Annotated in this window: 14 protein-coding genes; 10 read left to right on the forward strand and 4 right to left on the reverse strand. The window is 63.6% G+C overall.

Annotated elements, in window-relative coordinates; translation table 11 throughout:
- From ACW175_RS14710 to ACW175_RS14730, 5 genes are read left to right on the forward strand one after another with little or no spacing between them, the layout of a single operon-like run.
- Positions 1-1,410 carry an FAD-binding oxidoreductase gene (locus tag ACW175_RS14710; RefSeq protein WP_492100792.1) on the forward strand — a complete coding sequence of 470 codons (1,410 nt, stop codon included), beginning with the start codon at positions 1-3 and terminating at the stop codon, positions 1,408-1,410.
- Positions 1,407-2,840 (forward strand): aldehyde dehydrogenase family protein, encoded by a 1,434-nt coding sequence (locus ACW175_RS14715; RefSeq protein ID WP_492100793.1) that lies wholly within the window; start codon positions 1,407-1,409, stop codon positions 2,838-2,840. The genes ACW175_RS14710 and ACW175_RS14715 overlap by 4 nt, the downstream gene beginning before the upstream one ends.
- A gap of 7 nt (positions 2,841-2,847) precedes the next feature.
- Positions 2,848-3,654, forward strand: coding sequence for a 2-oxo-hept-4-ene-1,7-dioate hydratase (hpaH, locus tag ACW175_RS14720; protein ID WP_492100794.1), 807 nt, complete (start codon positions 2,848-2,850; stop codon positions 3,652-3,654).
- Positions 3,651-4,472, forward strand: a complete 822-nt coding sequence (locus ACW175_RS14725; protein ID WP_492100795.1) for an aldolase/citrate lyase family protein — start codon at positions 3,651-3,653, stop codon at positions 4,470-4,472. Before hpaH ends, ACW175_RS14725 begins: the two co-directional genes overlap by 4 nt.
- Before the next feature lie 16 nt (positions 4,473-4,488).
- A complete protein-coding gene (locus ACW175_RS14730) occupies positions 4,489-5,466 on the forward strand; it encodes a 2-dehydropantoate 2-reductase (RefSeq protein WP_492100796.1) in 978 nt (325 codons plus the stop codon).
- Here ACW175_RS14730 and ACW175_RS14735 read toward each other — a convergent pair.
- Complete coding sequence (locus tag ACW175_RS14735; RefSeq protein ID WP_492100797.1) at positions 5,422-5,826, reverse strand: hypothetical protein; 405 nt, start codon at positions 5,824-5,826, stop codon at positions 5,422-5,424. The genes ACW175_RS14730 and ACW175_RS14735 overlap by 45 nt on opposite strands.
- A 75-nt stretch (positions 5,827-5,901) precedes the next feature.
- On the opposite strand from ACW175_RS14735, the gene ACW175_RS14740 reads away from it, so the two are divergent.
- Complete coding sequence (locus ACW175_RS14740; protein ID WP_492100798.1) at positions 5,902-6,324, forward strand: MerR family transcriptional regulator; 423 nt, start codon at positions 5,902-5,904, stop codon at positions 6,322-6,324.
- A 23-nt stretch (positions 6,325-6,347) separates the two neighbouring features.
- Here ACW175_RS14740 and pabB read toward each other — a convergent pair whose 3' ends face one another.
- On the reverse strand, positions 6,348-7,502 hold the full coding sequence (pabB, locus tag ACW175_RS14745; protein WP_492100799.1) for an aminodeoxychorismate synthase component I: 1,155 nt from the start codon (positions 7,500-7,502) through the stop codon (positions 6,348-6,350).
- A gap of 282 nt (positions 7,503-7,784) precedes the next feature.
- On the opposite strand from pabB, the gene ACW175_RS14750 reads away from it, so the two are divergent.
- Together ACW175_RS14750 and ACW175_RS14755 are read left to right on the forward strand one after the other, a co-directional pair.
- Complete coding sequence (locus ACW175_RS14750; RefSeq protein ID WP_492100800.1) at positions 7,785-8,975, forward strand: acyl-CoA dehydrogenase; 1,191 nt, start codon at positions 7,785-7,787, stop codon at positions 8,973-8,975.
- A gap of 2 nt (positions 8,976-8,977) precedes the next feature.
- Entirely contained in the window at positions 8,978-10,153 is a 1,176-nt protein-coding gene (locus ACW175_RS14755) for a CaiB/BaiF CoA transferase family protein (protein ID WP_492100801.1), read from the forward strand.
- Here the strand turns inward: ACW175_RS14755 and ACW175_RS14760 are convergent.
- A complete protein-coding gene (locus ACW175_RS14760; protein WP_492104972.1) occupies positions 10,135-10,416 on the reverse strand; it encodes a DUF2274 domain-containing protein in 282 nt (93 codons plus the stop codon). The genes ACW175_RS14755 and ACW175_RS14760 overlap by 19 nt on opposite strands.
- A 724-nt stretch (positions 10,417-11,140) precedes the next feature.
- Entirely contained in the window at positions 11,141-12,169 is a 1,029-nt protein-coding gene (locus ACW175_RS14765; RefSeq protein WP_492100802.1) for an AI-2E family transporter, read from the reverse strand.
- Between the two features lie 642 nt (positions 12,170-12,811).
- On the opposite strand from ACW175_RS14765, the gene ACW175_RS14770 reads away from it, so the two are divergent.
- Both ACW175_RS14770 and ACW175_RS14775 read left to right on the forward strand, forming a co-directional pair.
- Positions 12,812-14,596, forward strand: coding sequence for a methyl-accepting chemotaxis protein (locus ACW175_RS14770; RefSeq protein WP_492100803.1), 1,785 nt, complete (start codon positions 12,812-12,814; stop codon positions 14,594-14,596).
- A 2-nt stretch (positions 14,597-14,598) separates the two neighbouring features.
- Positions 14,599-15,051, forward strand: a complete 453-nt coding sequence (locus tag ACW175_RS14775; protein WP_492100804.1) for a chemotaxis protein CheW — start codon at positions 14,599-14,601, stop codon at positions 15,049-15,051.
- Positions 15,052-15,330: the final 279 nt, after the last annotated feature.

Below are 15,330 nucleotides of genomic sequence, written 5' to 3' on the forward strand. Positions count from 1 at the left end.
ATGGGCGCCCTGGCTCTGGATGATCTCGCCGGTCGGATTACCGGGCGGATTCTCACCACACCCGACGAGGTCGCACCGTTCCTGACCGATTGGCGCGCGATTTGGTCGGGACGCGCGCTCGCCGTCGTTCAGCCCTCGACGACAGAAGACGTCGCCGAAGTCGTACGATGGTGCGCAGCGCGCAAAGTGCCGATCGTCCCGCAGGGGGGAAATACCGGACTGTCTGGCGGCGCGACGCCTGACGCTTCTGGATCGGCGATTGTCTTGTCGCTGGCCCGCCTCAACAAGATCCGCGCGATCGATCCGGTCAACAACACCATGACCGTCGATGCGGGTTGCATTCTGCAGGTCGTGCAAGAAGCGGCGGATGCGGCCGCACGCCTTTTCCCGCTGAGCCTAGCCGCCGAAGGATCTTGCACGATCGGCGGCAACCTGGCGACCAACGCCGGAGGCACCGGCGTCTTGCGCTACGGCAACATGCGCGAGCTCTGTCTGGGCGTTGAGGTGGTGACCGCCAGGGGCGAAATCTGGGACGGGCTGCGAGGTCTGCGCAAGGACAACACCGGATACGATCTGCGAGACCTTTTCATCGGATCAGAAGGCACGCTCGGGATCATCACCGGTGCGGTGCTGAAGCTTTTCCCGCAGCCCGCCGCCCGTGTGGCCGCCATTGTAGGCTTGGAGTCGGTAGAGGCTGCGCTGAAGGTCTTCGGGGCCGCTCGAGCCCGGTTCGACACCGCGGTGACGGCTTTTGAGCTATTCTCGGACGGCTGTCTCGATCTGGTGACGGGCCACTTTGTCGACGCCCGCCGCCCCGTCGAAACTCGGACGCCTTGGTACGCGCTCATCGAATTCACCGATCTTCATTCCGAAGATCAGGCTCGATCAAGCCTCGAGACGCTGCTGGAGCAGCTCTTTGCCGAAGGCACGGTTGTCGACGGCGCGATCGCAAACTCTCTGGCGCAAAGCCGAGCATTTTGGGGGCTTCGCGAGAACATCGCCGAGGCGCAAGGCTCGCTCGGCAAGACGATCAAACACGACATCGCCCTGCCCCTTTCATGCCTCGCCGAGTTCATCGCGGGCGCCGACGCGGAAATCCGCGCGACCTGGCCGCACGTGCGCTTTGTCACTTTTGGTCACCTTGGCGACGGCAATCTGCACTACAATTTTTCACCGGTCGCCGACAGCGACCAGGATGCCTTCTACGCCCTGCAATCGGACCTCAATCGCGTCGTCCATGATCGGGTCGCAGCCCTTGGGGGTTCGATCTCGGCCGAGCACGGCCTTGGTGTTCTGCGCCGCGATGAGGCGGCGAAATACAAATCTCCGGTCGAGCTAGGCCTGTTGCGGGCGATCAAGTCCGCGCTCGATCCGACCGGCCTGATGAACCCCGGAAAGCTTCTGGCATGACAGACCACCACAATCTGATCGGCGGGGCCTGGGTCGCCGGCACGCCGCATCCCAATATCAACCCGTCCGACACCAACGACATCGTCGGCCTTTACGATCGGGCGAGCCGAGACCAAGCCAAGCAGGCTGTTGACGCCGCCCGTTTGGCAGCGCCCCACTGGGGGCGAACGACGGCTCAGGCGCGCGCCGAACTGCTTGATAAGGTCAGCCGCGAGATCTTCGCACGGCGCGACGAGTTGGCCGATCTCCTGGCGCGCGAAGAAGGGAAAACCCGTCGCGAGGCCCTCGGCGAGGTGACGCGGGCGGGCCAGATTTTTGGCTTTTTCGCCGGCGAGGCGGTGCGGCTCAAGGGAGAGAAGCTCCCGTCTATTCGTGATCGCGTTGAGGTCGATGTGACGCGAGAGCCGGTCGGCGTGGTCAGCATCGTAACCCCCTGGAATTTTCCGATCGCGATACCAGCTTGGAAGATAGCGCCGGCGCTGGCGTTTGGAAACGCCGTGGTGTTCAAGCCCGCAGAACTGACCTCGGCCTGCGGCTGGGCGTTGGCGGACATGATCCATCGCGCGGGCGCGCCCGCCGGCGCATTCAATCTGATCATGGGCCTTGGTTCCGAGCTCGGCGATACTCTGAACGGGCCGGGCGTCGATGCGATCAGCTTCACCGGCTCGACGGGCGTGGGCGCCGCCATTCTGGCGGCAGCGGCTCCGAGACGCGCCAGGGTCCAACTGGAAATGGGCGGCAAAAACCCGCTCGTCGTGCTGGACGACGCCGATCTGGATACGGCGGTCCGCTGCGCGCTTGACGGAGCATTCTTCGCCACGGGGCAGAGATGCACCGCATCCTCACGCCTAGTCGTGCAGGAGGGCGTGCACGATCGCTTTGTGGCGGCCTTGCGCGATGCGATGCGCGAGCTCGTCGTGGGCGATGCTCGCGCGGCTTCCACCACGATCGGGCCTGTCGTCGACGCGCGTCAGTTGGCGACGGACATGAGCTACATCGACATCGCCACGTCGGAAGGCGCTCGACTGGTCGAAGGCGGTAGCCGGCCCGGGCGCGAAACCATGGGCCACTACCTGACGCCGGCGCTGTTTACCGAGACGACCTCGGCGATGCGGATCAATCAGGAAGAAGTCTTTGGACCGGTGGCCTCGGTTATCCGGGTCCGTGATTACGATGAGGCCCTACACGTGGCCAACGACGTGGAGTTCGGTCTTGCGGCCGGCATCTGCACCTCGTCCCTCAAGTACGCCTCGGATTTCCGACGAAACGCCGCTGCCGGCATGGTGATGGTCAATCTGCCAACGGCTGGCGTCGACTATCACGTCCCGTTCGGTGGCCGAAAAGCCTCTAGTTATGGCGCTCGCGAGCAAGGCGCCTACGCGGCCGAGTTCTATACCACCATCAAGACTACCTATCTGAACGCCGGTTGAGGTCGCCATGCCGCTAGACAAAGCCATCATCGCCGACCTTGCCGGTCGCCTCGATGTCGCCGAGCGCGAACGTCGCCAGATCGGCCAATTCTCTCTGGCCTATCCCGAAATGACGATCGACGACGCCTACGCGATCCAGCAGCATTGGGCCGACGCCAAGATCGCCGGCGGCCGCGCGATGATCGGCCACAAGATCGGTCTGACCAGCCGTGCGATGCAACGCGCAGGCAACATAACCGAGCCGGACTACGGCACGCTGCTGGACGATATGTTGCTTGCCGATGGCCAAGACGCGCCTTTCGAGCGCTTCATCGAGCCGCGTGTCGAAGTCGAGTTGGCCTTTGTCCTGAAGAAGGATCTGGAGGGCCCGAATGTCACGATTTTCCAAGTTCTGGACGCCATCGACTATGTGGTGCCGGCTCTGGAAATCATTGACGCCCGCATTCAGCGGATCGATCCCGAAACCAAAACCACCCGCAAGGTGCTCGACACGATCTCTGACAACGCCGCCAACGCAGCGATCGTTCTGGGCGGCCGACCCGTGCGCGTTGACACCCTTGATCTGCGTTGGGTCTCAGCCCTGCTCTACAAGAACGGGGTCATCGAGGAGTCGGGAGTCGCGGCGGCGGTGCTCAATCATCCCGCCAACGGCGCTGTTTGGCTCGCCAACAAGCTGGCGCCCTACGGCGTGAAACTTTCGGCCGGAGAGATCATCTTGGGGGGGTCGTTCACTGCCCCGGTTCCCATCGCTGCGGGCGATACGTTCCATGCAGACTATGGTCCGCTTGGCTCGATCGCGATCCGGTTCAAATGAGCTCGCCCTTCGAACTGGCCAATGGCTTCAAGAGCGCCGTGCAGGAGGCCGCAAGCAAGCCGCTGATCGGGCTGTGGCAAGCCCTCGCCTACGCCTACCCCGCCGAAATATGCGCTGGAGCGGGCTTTGATTGGCTCCTGTTCGACGGTGAGCACGCGCCCAACACTGTACCGGGGTTGCTGGCCCAGCTGCAGGCGGTGGCCCCTTACCCGGTCCACCCTGTCGCGCGTTTGCCCGTCGGTGAGACGGCCCTGATCAAGCAGTACCTCGATATCGGCTTCCAGACCCTCCTGGTGCCGTTTGTCGAGACCGCCGAACAGGCCCGGGCCTTGGTGCGTGCTGTGCGCTATCCGCCCGCCGGCGTGCGGGGCATAGGCGTGGGGCTTGCGCGCGCGGCGCGTTGGAACCGCATTGATCGCTATCTGGATCGCGCCGACAATGAGATCTGTCTCCTGGTTCAGATCGAGAGCCGCTTAGGCTTAGAGAACATTGAGGCGATTGCGGCGGTGGATGGGGTCGATGGCCTGTTCGTGGGGCCGGCGGATCTCTCTGCGGCCCTGGGCTTTCGCGGACGGGCGACCCATCCTGAAATGATTGCCACGATCGAGGACGCCATTGTCCGGATCGTCGCCAGTGGCAAGGCGCCGGGCATTCTGGCGCCCGACCTGGCCTACGCGGCTCGGTGTGCCGAACTGGGTTGTCGTTTCATCGCCGTGGGCACCGATGTCGGCTTGCTCTCGCGAAACGCTACCGAACTCGCCAAGGCCGCCGGAGCGCGCCAGGCCGTTGCAGCCGCGACTTCCAGCGGCGGCTATTAGATTGTTGGAGAATCCTATGCGTATCGGGATCGTGGGCGCCGGAGCGATTGGCGGCTGGCTTGGCGTCAGGCTGGCCAGGGCCGGCCACGAGGTGAGCGTCCTTGCCCGCGGGGCCACTCTGGAAGCCCTTGCGGGCCCGTGGACGCTTGAGCTCAATGGCGCGCAGCTTCAGGCCGATGTAGCCGCTTCGGACAACCCCGCCATTCTCGGCGTTCAGGACGTTTTGGTCATCGCCCTGAAGGGACCGGCGTTGGCGGCAGTGGCGCCGTCTCTAAGGCCGATGATCGGTCCAGATACCCTGATCGTTCCCGCCATGAACGGCGTGCCGTGGTGGTTTGTTTTGGGCGGAGCCGGAGAGCTCAGTGAAACGCAACTGACGTCGGTTGATCCCGACGGCGCAATCGCGGCCGCCCTCCCCTACGACCAAGTTATCGGGTGCGTGGTGCATGCCTCGGTTGCGACCGCGGGCGCCGGCCGCATCGTACACAGGGCTGGGAACCGCCTGATCCTCGGCGAACCGGCGGGCGCTACCACCCCGCGCTTGCAGAGTCTGGCCGAAGCCTTTCGTGATGCCGGCTTCGAGGTCGAGGCTAGTCCGCGGATCAAGTTCGACATCTGGTACAAGCTCTGGGGCAACATGACGATGAACCCGATCTCGGCGTTCACCGGCGCGACGGCCGACAAGATCCTGGACGATGAGCTGGTCAACGGTTTCATTCTGCGCGTGATGGCCGAGGCCCAGGACATCGGCGCCCGGATAGGCTGTCCTATCAACGAGCGCGGCGCTGACCGCAACGGCGTCACCCGGCAATTGGGCGCCTTCAAGACATCGATGCTCCAGGACGCGGAAGCTGGTCGCCCGCTTGAGATCGATCAGCTGGTGGGCGCGCCACGCGAGATTGCCGCCAAGTTGGGGGTGCAGACGCCAAACATCGACACGCTGCTTGGCCTAGTCCGTCTCTACGCTCGCAATCGCCAGCTCTATCCGGCCTGAGGCCGCCTCGCCGGGACCACCACTCTGGACGACAGCAATCAGTGTGGTGGGCCTTTCGGAGGGCGCTACGCTCTGGCCCGGCCCAACGCCAAGCTCCTGCGTCGCCCCCCGTTCCGCCACCTCCGGATTTTCCGGAATTAGCGCCCAGTAGGCGTCATAGCCGATCGGATAAAGGCGGATCTGACCAGGCAAGTTGGCGCAGTTGTCGAGTATCCGCTCCCAGAGGACACGGGCGGAGCGCTTTAACATCGACAACATGCGCCAGGTCCTTTTCGGTTTGTTGCCCCGCATCCTGGCTTCGAACCGCGCCTTGACCAGCCCAACTCGCCGGCTTGCCAAGTATTTGGCGGTGAGGGTCAAGGTCTACCGTTCAGCCTCGCTAGAGCGGGATGGCGTCCGTCAAGCCACTATCCCAAACACTTTCACGGTGGCGCCATGGCCCTCTCGATCAGAACATTGCATCGACCACAAAGCGACATCGATCTCATGCCCTCTGCTGTTCAGTCGTCCACCGCCGGCTCGCATGACGCAGACAATCTCAATGCCTCGTCGATCAGGGACGTTAGTGAACGCCTCGGCCTCACGATGCGGGCGATCCGGATTTATGAGGAAATGGGCCTCATCGAATGCCATCGTGGCAACAAGAACCAGCGTATCCTCGACCAGACCGCCAAACGACGCCTTCAGCAGATTGTCGAGTTCAAGGCGATGGGACTCACCATCTCCGAGATCGCCGATTTCCTGCATGCCGGAAATTTTCGGCCCGACCTCAAGAGCCGCCTGCTGCAACGCCGTGACATGCTCCAAGATCAGGTCGGCGCGATCACACGCTTTCTGGATAGCGCCGACGACACCTAGCTGACGGCCTCGAGCCCAGTCCGCTAGGACCACGCAAACCGCAGCTTGTCGTGGCACTCCCGCCACTCGGCGTCCGGCACAGAGTCCGCGACGATGCCCGAGCCGACGCAGAGCCGCACAGAGCCCGCGCCTTCCCGGTGCTCGGCTGTGCGGATCATGACGTTGAAAGTCGCATCGCCGTTCGGATCGATGAAGCCCATCGAGCCCGTATAGGGTCCTCTCGCGCCATTCTCGAGCTCTGCGATGATCTGCATGGCCCGGATCTTAGGGGCGCCGGTGATTGAGCCGCAGGGAAAGATCGTGGTCAAAAGGTCGATGACGCCGAGCCCCAGCGTCAGTCGCCCCTCGACCGTCGACGTCATTTGATGGACGGTGGGATAGGTTTCGATCTCAAAAAGCCTTGGCGTGACGACCGTACCCGGCCGGCAGACTCGCGAAAGATCATTCCGCAGCAAGTCGACGATCATCAGGTTTTCGGCGCGCTCTTTAGGATCTTTGGCCAGAAGCAATCTCGCTTCTCCATCCGCCACGGGGTCTGGTTGCCGACGGGCGGTGCCCTTCATCGGCCGGGCCGTGACTTGGCCATTCCTCAATTGAAAGAACAGTTCGGGCGACCAGGACATCAGCCAGTGGTCTTCTGTCCGAACGATACCTCCCCAGGCCGCCAGTTGCCGCGCGCGCAACCCACAATAGAGATCAAGCGGCGCGCCGGTCATGGACGCTGTCGTCGGGAACGTGAGATTGGCCTGATAGATATGGCCCGCCTGGATATAGTCGAGGACCTGCTTGACCCGGCTCTCGTAGGTCTCAAAATCGATAGCCGGAACGGGCTGGCCTAGAAATGCCTTCGCGCGCTGGCGCAGCGGCGGCGGCTCGACCCAGTCTTCGAACACCCCGAAAGAGAGCAGAGGTGTCGAATTCTGCACCAGGCCAGTCGCCTCGCATTTGAGCGCCAGAGGTTCGAACGCGAGACCGGCCTCATAGCTGAGATAGCCTGCCAGGCGCTGCCCCTTCGCCAGCGCTGTGCGCATTCGGCCTATTGCATCGGGAATCTCGGAAAGGCGGCTGGTCGTGATCCAGTCGATGGGATCGATATAGAGCCGCGACGAACCCACCGCGCTGGCGTCGTCGCAGAGGACAAATCGGCTCTGCTCATCTAGCGCCAGGTCTCGAGCCAAGACATCTCCAATGGCGTGGCCACGCCGCGCTCAGGGGTCTGCGGGAGTTTCCCGTCACGGGATAGGTGCGTGCGCCCGAGACGACAAGTTGCCGCGCGCGACCCCGCAAGAATTTGGCGGGCCTCGACAAGCTTTGCCTATGACGCGCCGCTTACCGGTGTCCGCGCCACCAGAGCGCCTCGAGTGTCGAACGAGAGGCGATCCTCCGCAGCGTCGCTGGGGGTCAACAAAATGGCGGGCGCATACCAAGCACGACAGGCTTGAATCACTAAAACCCGGTCCATGACCCACGACGCCATCCATGCCCTAGACTGGGCCGACCCGTTTGCGCTCGACACTCTGCTGACCGGCGACGAGCGCCTCGTGCGCGAGACGGCCCATGCCTATGCGCAGGAAAAGCTCGCGCCCCGTGTGACCGATGCCTATCTCACCGAGCGGTTCGATCGTGAAATCATGGAAGAGATGGGTGAGCTTGGCCTGTTGGGCGCCACGATCCCGGCGGAGTATGGCGGGGCCGGTATGGGCTACGTCGACTATGGCCTGATCGCGAGAGAGGTGGAGCGGGTAGACTCTGGCTATCGCTCAGCCATGTCCGTGCAGTCTTCGCTCGTCATGCACCCGATCCATGCCTATGGTTCGCAAGCCCAGAAACAAAAATATTTGCCGAAGCTCGCGTTGGGCGAGCTGATTGGCTGCTTTGGTCTGACTGAACCTGACGCCGGATCAGACCCCGGCGGTATGCGAACGCGTGCAAGGAAGATCGACGACGGATATCGCTTGGACGGGTCCAAGATGTGGATCACCAACTCCCCCATCGCCGATATCGCCATCGTCTGGGCCAAGTCCGACGCCCACGACGGCGCCATCCGCGGATTCATAGTCGAGCGTGGCACGAAAGGATTTTCGACGCCGGCCATCAAGGCAAAGCTCTCGCTGCGCGCCTCGATCACTGGAGAGATCGTTCTGGACGGGGTTGAAGTGCCTGACGACGCCCTCCTACCCAATGTCTCGGGCCTGAAGGGGCCGTTTGGATGCCTTAACCGAGCTCGCTACGGCATCGCTTGGGGCGTCTTGGGGGCCGCCGAGGCATGCCTGGCGTCTGCCCGGAGCTACACGTTGGAGCGCCAACAGTTTGGCGCTCCCTTGGCTTCCAAGCAGCTCATCCAGCTCAAGCTCGCTGACATGGTGACCGAGATCGGCCTTGGCCTGCAGGCCGCGCTGCAAGTGGGACGTTTGATCGACCAAGACCTTCTGAAGCCAGACCTGATTTCATTGATCAAACGCAACAATTGCGGAAAGGCGCTCGCGATCGCGCGCCAGGCGCGCGACATGCATGGAGGCAACGGCATCTCGGCGGAATTTCATGTCATGCGTCATGCCGCCAATCTCGAGACCGTCAATACCTACGAGGGCACGCACGACATTCACGGGCTTATTCTGGGCCGCGCGATCACCGGTCTTGCGGCGTTTTAGCGGTGAGCAATCAGCCTCTCGCCGGCGTCCGCGTATTGGAACTGGCGCGGATCCTGGCCGGCCCCTGGGCCGGTCAGCTGATGGCCGATCTCGGCGCGGACGTGATCAAAGTCGAGCGCCCGCATGCCGGCGATGACACCCGGCACTGGGGTCCTCCATTCTTGCAGGGCGAAGACGGCGCATTTCTCGACGCAGCCTATTTCCATGCATGCAACCGCGGCAAGCGGTCCATCGCGATCGACATCACAACCGCAGAAGGTCAGGCCGAAGTTCGCGCTTTGGCCGCGTCTTCGGATGTAGTTTTGGAAAACTACAAGGTGGGCGGGCTGGCCAAGTATGGTCTCGACCACGCCGCCTTGAGCCAAGTCAATCCAAGGATCATCACCTGTTCGATAACCGGTTTCGGGCAAACGGGGCCTTACGCCGAGCGCGCCGGCTATGATTTCATCATCCAAGCCATGGGCGGGGCGATGTCGCTCACCGGTGAGCCCGATGGGGCGCCGCAAAAGGCCGGCGTGGCCTATGCTGATATCTTCACGGGTCTCTATTCGACGGTCGCCGTGCTCGCCGCGCTCCACCAAAGACAGGCGACCGGCAGTGGCACGCACATCGACATGGCTTTGCTCGATTGCCAAGTCGGCGTGCTGGCCAATCAAGCGCTCAATTTCATGGCGACCGGCCGCGCTCCCAAAAGGCTGGGCAATGGCCATCCCAATCTGGTGCCCTACCAGGCTTTCGCCTCCCTCGACGGCGACTTGATTATCGCCGTGGGGAGCGACCACCAGTTCGCGAAACTCTGCGCTATCTTGGGGGTGGAAGGTCTGGCGCACGACGAACGCTACAGTGCGAACGCCGCTCGCGTGGCCAATCGTGAAGAACTCGTCCATCTCCTGTCGGGTATGATCAGGCTCTGGCCCCGTGACCTCCTCTTCGCACGCCTTGAGGAAGCAAGCATTCCGGCCGGCTCCATCAACACGCTAGATGCGGTTTTTGAAGACCCTCAGGTGCGCGCTAGGGGCATGGCGCTTCGTCCAACAGGCCCTCACGGCCCGACGCCAGGCCTAGCATGCCCGATCGTTATGGATGGCGAGCGCCAAGCTTCAGCTCGATCGGCTCCTCGCCTGGATCAGGACGGGGACGCCATTCGCCATCTGCTTCGTCACCAGACCCAAATCTGATCTGGGTGGTTTGCTGTTGGCCCACGCGACCAGGGCGATAGGCCCTCAGCTGCGAGCGTCTGGAGTTGGCGCTCGCCTTTGCCAGCGTTCGCGCGGCCAGCGCCGCCAGGTCCTCGTGCTGGTATGCACAGCTTGCCCGGTTCGGCGACCTTCGAGCCAGTCTCGACTGCGAGCTGCTTGCCATAATCGACGAGATCGCGACGCACGGCCGCAGGGAGGTCGACCGTGACCTTCACGGGGGTTTCGTCCTCGATCGGACCCAGGCTTGGGCTTGTTCATGGGCGCGCCTCCACATCATAGGGATCAGAGACCAGATCGCGCGATAGCAGCACCCGCAGCAGCGCTGCCGGCTCGAATGGTCAGGGTCGGCGTCAAGGCAAAGCTCCGCACGACCGCCTGTTGCCCGACATCGCTGATCGGCTGGCTTGCCCCGCGGCGGATAGCTCGTTCCAATCATCGCTATCGCCGGACCGCGCAGCCTCGACGCCGATAGAAAGCACCGGGCTGAGCGGGGCTGCGGCGAGCACCGCCTTGCCCGGCTGATCGACGCCGGCCTCCAGCCGGCTATGCCCTGGCGTCGGCGCCCCGCAACTGGTCGAGCATGATTGAGCGGCCAGATGCAGGATAATTCGGGTACGCGCCACCAACACGCGGCTCTGGCCAACGTGCGTCACGGTTTCGGCCTGGCCGATCAGCCGGACCCAGCTGGATCAGAAGGTGATGGCCGCCCAGGCTGTCGAAGACATCCTGGCTGACCGAACTCCAGGCCCGCTTCCACGCGCGCGAGGACAGCCAGCTGCTGTCGGGCGCGGCCCGGCGCGGCGGCTTTCGAGGCGATGTGGCGGGCGATACCGCTGCTGCGCCCGCTCGGCCTGCTGGGCCGACGCCCGTGGGGCGCTGAAGACGCGGGAACACCTCTATCGGTCCTGCGCGTGCGCCCTCGCCTTCACAGACTGGAGACGCAGACGTCGGCGCGGTGTTAGTCGCCTACTCCGCCGGCTCCATTGGGGTCGGATCGCCGTCGTGCGAGATCAGCACCGCGAGCCAGCGCAGGTCGTCATACTGGGCCAAGGCGTACATCAAGGCTAAGGTCAGCGGGATGGCGAGGAACGCGCCAGGCACGCCCCACAGCACCGTCCACATCCCCACGGCGATCAGACTGGCGGCCGGGTCGATGTTCTGGCTGTCGGCCTGCATCTTGGGCAACACCAGATTGCCGACGACCGACGAGACGATCTGGATGCCGACGAAGACGACGATCGCTGGTGTCAGGCTCGGAAACTGCAGCAGGGCGAACAGGGTCGGCCCGACGCTGCCCACCAGCACGCCCAGCACCGGCAGGTATGAGAACAGGAAGATCACCAGGCTCCAGAACAGAGCGTTGTCCAGGCCGACGGCGGCCATCGCCACGCCCGCCCCGACCGCGATCATCAAGCCGGTGACCGACTGAACATACATATAGCTTTGGACGCCCGAGAAGCTGCGCTCCAGCACCGAAGCCAGGCCCCGTCCGCCGCGCGCGCCGACGATCTGGTCGACGCGCCTCTCGATCGCCGGCTTGGAGACCAGCAAGAAGAACAGGAAGATCAGGGTCAGACCTAAGCCCGCCGATGCGTCCTGGACACTGGCTAGCAAGCGGTCCGCCAGCGGAGCAAGCTCGACCTTCTGGGCCAGGCCTTCCACGCTCAGCGTCCCGCCACCCGGCAGGCTGATAAGGGCCAGCAACTGGTCTATCCGCGCCAGCATAGCCGGAATCTTGGCGACGATCCGCGACGCGCCCTCAATCACCATTGCCATACTCGCGACAATGATCACGCCCAAGATCACGGCCGTGATAGCGAACACCATCCAGCGCCGCGCCCTAGGCAACAACCGCACGACCCGCTCGCTGAGCGCAATGATCAGGATGGCCAGCACCAGAGCCAGGGCGAAGGGCCACAGCACCGCGCGGAACGCGTAAAGCAAGGCCGAGGCCATGGCGAAGTTCACCAGGAATGATGTGCCGGTCTTGCTCACGGGACCTCCGAGGGTGGATCAGGCGACGATCATCCTTGGCGGGCGATAACATTCCATGGCGGAAATCGCCACCGGCGCGTCGCTTATCGCCAAGCGTAGTTGAAGCTGATGACAGTTGCATTGTTCGTCGGCTTAGTTCGGTGTCACCTCAGGGTCCAGCCAGCTCTCCCACAGTAGCCGTGCCCGGCGCGGGCTGGACGTACGGAGGGCTCAAGCCTTCGGGCGAGCGTCGTCGGGGTCATCGAACAGACGCCCTTTCGGCCTTCGACGCGCGGCCCGCTTTCGGCACTTGCCAAAAACTATGGCAACGCTCGAGGAGCCGCGCGAGACGGTGCGGAAATACGGATGCTCGGAGAGCTATGAGTGGCCGCTGGCGATTTGAGTCGGCTTAACGGTTCTCGCGGGCGACGAGGGACTTTTAATCGTCAGTATCCTCCAGCGTCGCGATTACGAGGGCGCTGGCGGCCGTCTCGTCCACAGACCACGCGAAACGCTGCGGCAAATCGACCGTCGCGGTTGGCTAAGGTAACGCCGTAAGATCTGGTTAACCGTCCCAAGCACTAGCATAGCGCGTCGATGCCGTCGTCAGTGTGGCGAGCTTCGCGCTTTGCGATGTCATCACAAATAGAGCGGATCGAACCTATGTTGAAAGCACTCATGGGCGGCGAAAAGTCCGCGCATCGCCTTCAGGCGCTGGAAGCCCTGCGCGCTAATGTGATGATCGCCGACGCCAAGCTGAACATCACCTACATGAACCCCGCCGTGCGCGAGCTCTTGCAGGCGACCGAGGCCGATATCCGCAAGGAACTGCCCAATTTCAGCGTCGCCAAGCTGATCGGCGCCAACATCGACGTCTTCCACAAGAACCCAACGCACCAGCGCGACATGCTGGCCCGGCTCACTACCCGCCACGACGCCACGATCCGTGTGGGTAGTCTGGCCTTCGATCTGCTGGTCACGCCCTTGCGTGAGAACGGCAAGACCGTGGGCTTCGTGGTCGAGTGGGCTGACGCGAAGGCCCGGTTGCAAAACCTCGACTTCACCGCCCAGATCGCCGCAATCAGCCGCTCACAAGCCATGATCGAGTTCGGCGTGGACGGCACGATCCTCAACGCCAACGACAACTTCCTCAAAGCCATGGGCTATAGCCTGGCCGAGGTCATAGGTCGCAAGCACAGCATGTTTACGGACGCGGCCTACCGCGACAGCCAGGAGTACAAAGACTTCTGGGCGCGGCTGGTGCGCGGCGAATATCAGGCGTCCGAATTTAAGCGCATCGCCAAGGACGGGAGCGTCGTGACCATCCAGGGGTCCTACAACCCGATCCTCGATGGTGCCGGCAAGGTCGTGAAGATCGTCAAGTTCGCGACTGACGTCACCCAGCGTGTCGAGGCCGTGACGGAAATTGGCGCGGCGCTGACGGCGCTGGCGCACGGCGATCTCGAACAACGGATCGACAAGGCCTTCATCCCCGAACTCGACAAGCTGCGCCTGGACTTCAATCGCGCCTTGGAAACCCTGCAAGGGACCATGAAGCTCGTCGGCCGCACCGCCGAAACCATCCGCGCCGGCACCGACGAAATCCGCAGTTCCTCGAACGATCTTTCTCAGCGCACCGAGCAACAGGCCGCCAGCCTGGAAGAGACGGCCGCCGCGCTCGACGAGATCACCGCCACGGTCAAGCGCAGCGCCGACAACGCCAAGCAGGCTTCCGCCGCCGCCTCGGGCGCGCGAGGCGACGCGGCGCGGTCGGGCGAGGTCATGCGAGAAGCCGTCGCCGCCATGGGCGAGATCGAACAGAGCTCAAGCCAGATCACGCAGATCATCGGCGTCATCGACGAAATCGCCTTTCAGACAAACCTCTTGGCCCTGAACGCAGGGGTCGAGGCCGCGCGCGCCGGAGACGCGGGGCGAGGCTTCGCGGTCGTAGCCCAAGAGGTCCGCGCGCTCGCCCAGCGCAGCGCCGACGCCGCCAAAGAGATCAAGACCTTGATCGCCAGCAGCACCAGCCAGGTTGGGCGAGGCGTCAAGCTGGTCGGTGAAACCGGACAGGCTCTAAGCGTCATCGTCGAAAGGGTCGCCCAGATCGACGGCCTGATCTCGGAAATCGCCACCTCGTCTCAAGAGCAGGCCACGGGCCTCAACGAGGTCAATGCCGCCGTCAACCAGATGGATCAGGTCACCCAGCAGAACGCGGCCATGGTCGAGGAAGCCACGGCCGCCGCGCATTCTTTGCGCGAAGAGACCCAGGCCCTGACTGACCTGATCGGCAAGTTCCAGTTTGGGGCCGTGACGGCCGCGTCTTCGCTCCGTTCCCCCGCCCCCGCTCCCGTTCACGCCGCTCAGCAACGGATCCGAGCCTTTGCGGGGGCTCGCCCCGGCGCCGCGAACGCCGCGACCAAAGTCGAAAGCTGGGAGGAGTTTTGACGATGGAACTTGCTCAGCCGGGTCAACTGGAGCTGATCTCTTTCGAAATCGGCGGCCAGGAGTTCTGCATCGACATCAGCGTCGTGCGGGAAATTCGGGGATGGACGCCGGTCACGGCCACGCCGCAGACGCCGGACTATATACGCGGGGTCACCAATCTGCGCGGCGCGGTCATGCCCGTGCTGGACTTGCGTAACCGCCTGGGACTGGGACGAACAGAGCCTTCCTCTCGGCACGTGATCGTTGTCGTCCAGTTCGGCAGCAATATGGTTGGACTGCTGGTCGACGCCGTACAGGAGACGTTCATGGTGGATGCGGCTTTGCTGCAGGCCCCGCCGGCCATGGACACCACGGGGGACCTGTTCGTGGACGCCATCATCCCGCTTGAAGGGCGCATGTTGAGCCGGTTGGTCGTGGGCGCCCTCATGCCTGGGCAAGCCGCGCTTGCGGCGTAAGCAGGCCCAGGGCCCCGAGTGTACAATCGGCGGCTCTGAGGTAGGTCTGGGAAACCCTGGCGCAAAATAGCGTAGGTGCGCAGATACGGACGCTGCGGAGAACTATGGGTGGCCGCTAGCGATCTGACGCGCTCAAACTAGTACGATGACACACGCCCTGAGATGCCGAGAGTAAGCCGGCACGGGCAACTCGGCAGCGGAGGGCTTTTGAGGGGAAGCAGAAGCCCCCGTTAACGCACGGAAGGCGAAAAGCTGGCGCGCCCCCGCCGACCGGCGACT

The organism is Caulobacter sp. FV1ye6ST (assembly GCF_058681225.1).

Coding starts and splice junctions, on each gene's coding strand:
- ACW175_RS14710 (WP_492100792.1), top strand. CDS start 1: ATGGGCGCCCTGGCTCTGGATGATCTCGCCGGTCGGATTACCGGGCGG.
- ACW175_RS14715 (WP_492100793.1), top strand. CDS start 1,407: ATGACAGACCACCACAATCTGATCGGCGGGGCCTGGGTCGCCGGCACG.
- hpaH (WP_492100794.1), top strand. CDS start 2,848: ATGCCGCTAGACAAAGCCATCATCGCCGACCTTGCCGGTCGCCTCGAT.
- ACW175_RS14725 (WP_492100795.1), top strand. CDS start 3,651: ATGAGCTCGCCCTTCGAACTGGCCAATGGCTTCAAGAGCGCCGTGCAG.
- ACW175_RS14730 (WP_492100796.1), top strand. CDS start 4,489: ATGCGTATCGGGATCGTGGGCGCCGGAGCGATTGGCGGCTGGCTTGGC.
- ACW175_RS14740 (WP_492100798.1), top strand. CDS start 5,902: ATGGCCCTCTCGATCAGAACATTGCATCGACCACAAAGCGACATCGAT.
- ACW175_RS14750 (WP_492100800.1), top strand. CDS start 7,785: ATGACCCACGACGCCATCCATGCCCTAGACTGGGCCGACCCGTTTGCG.
- ACW175_RS14770 (WP_492100803.1), top strand. CDS start 12,812: ATGTTGAAAGCACTCATGGGCGGCGAAAAGTCCGCGCATCGCCTTCAG.
- ACW175_RS14775 (WP_492100804.1), top strand. CDS start 14,599: ATGGAACTTGCTCAGCCGGGTCAACTGGAGCTGATCTCTTTCGAAATC.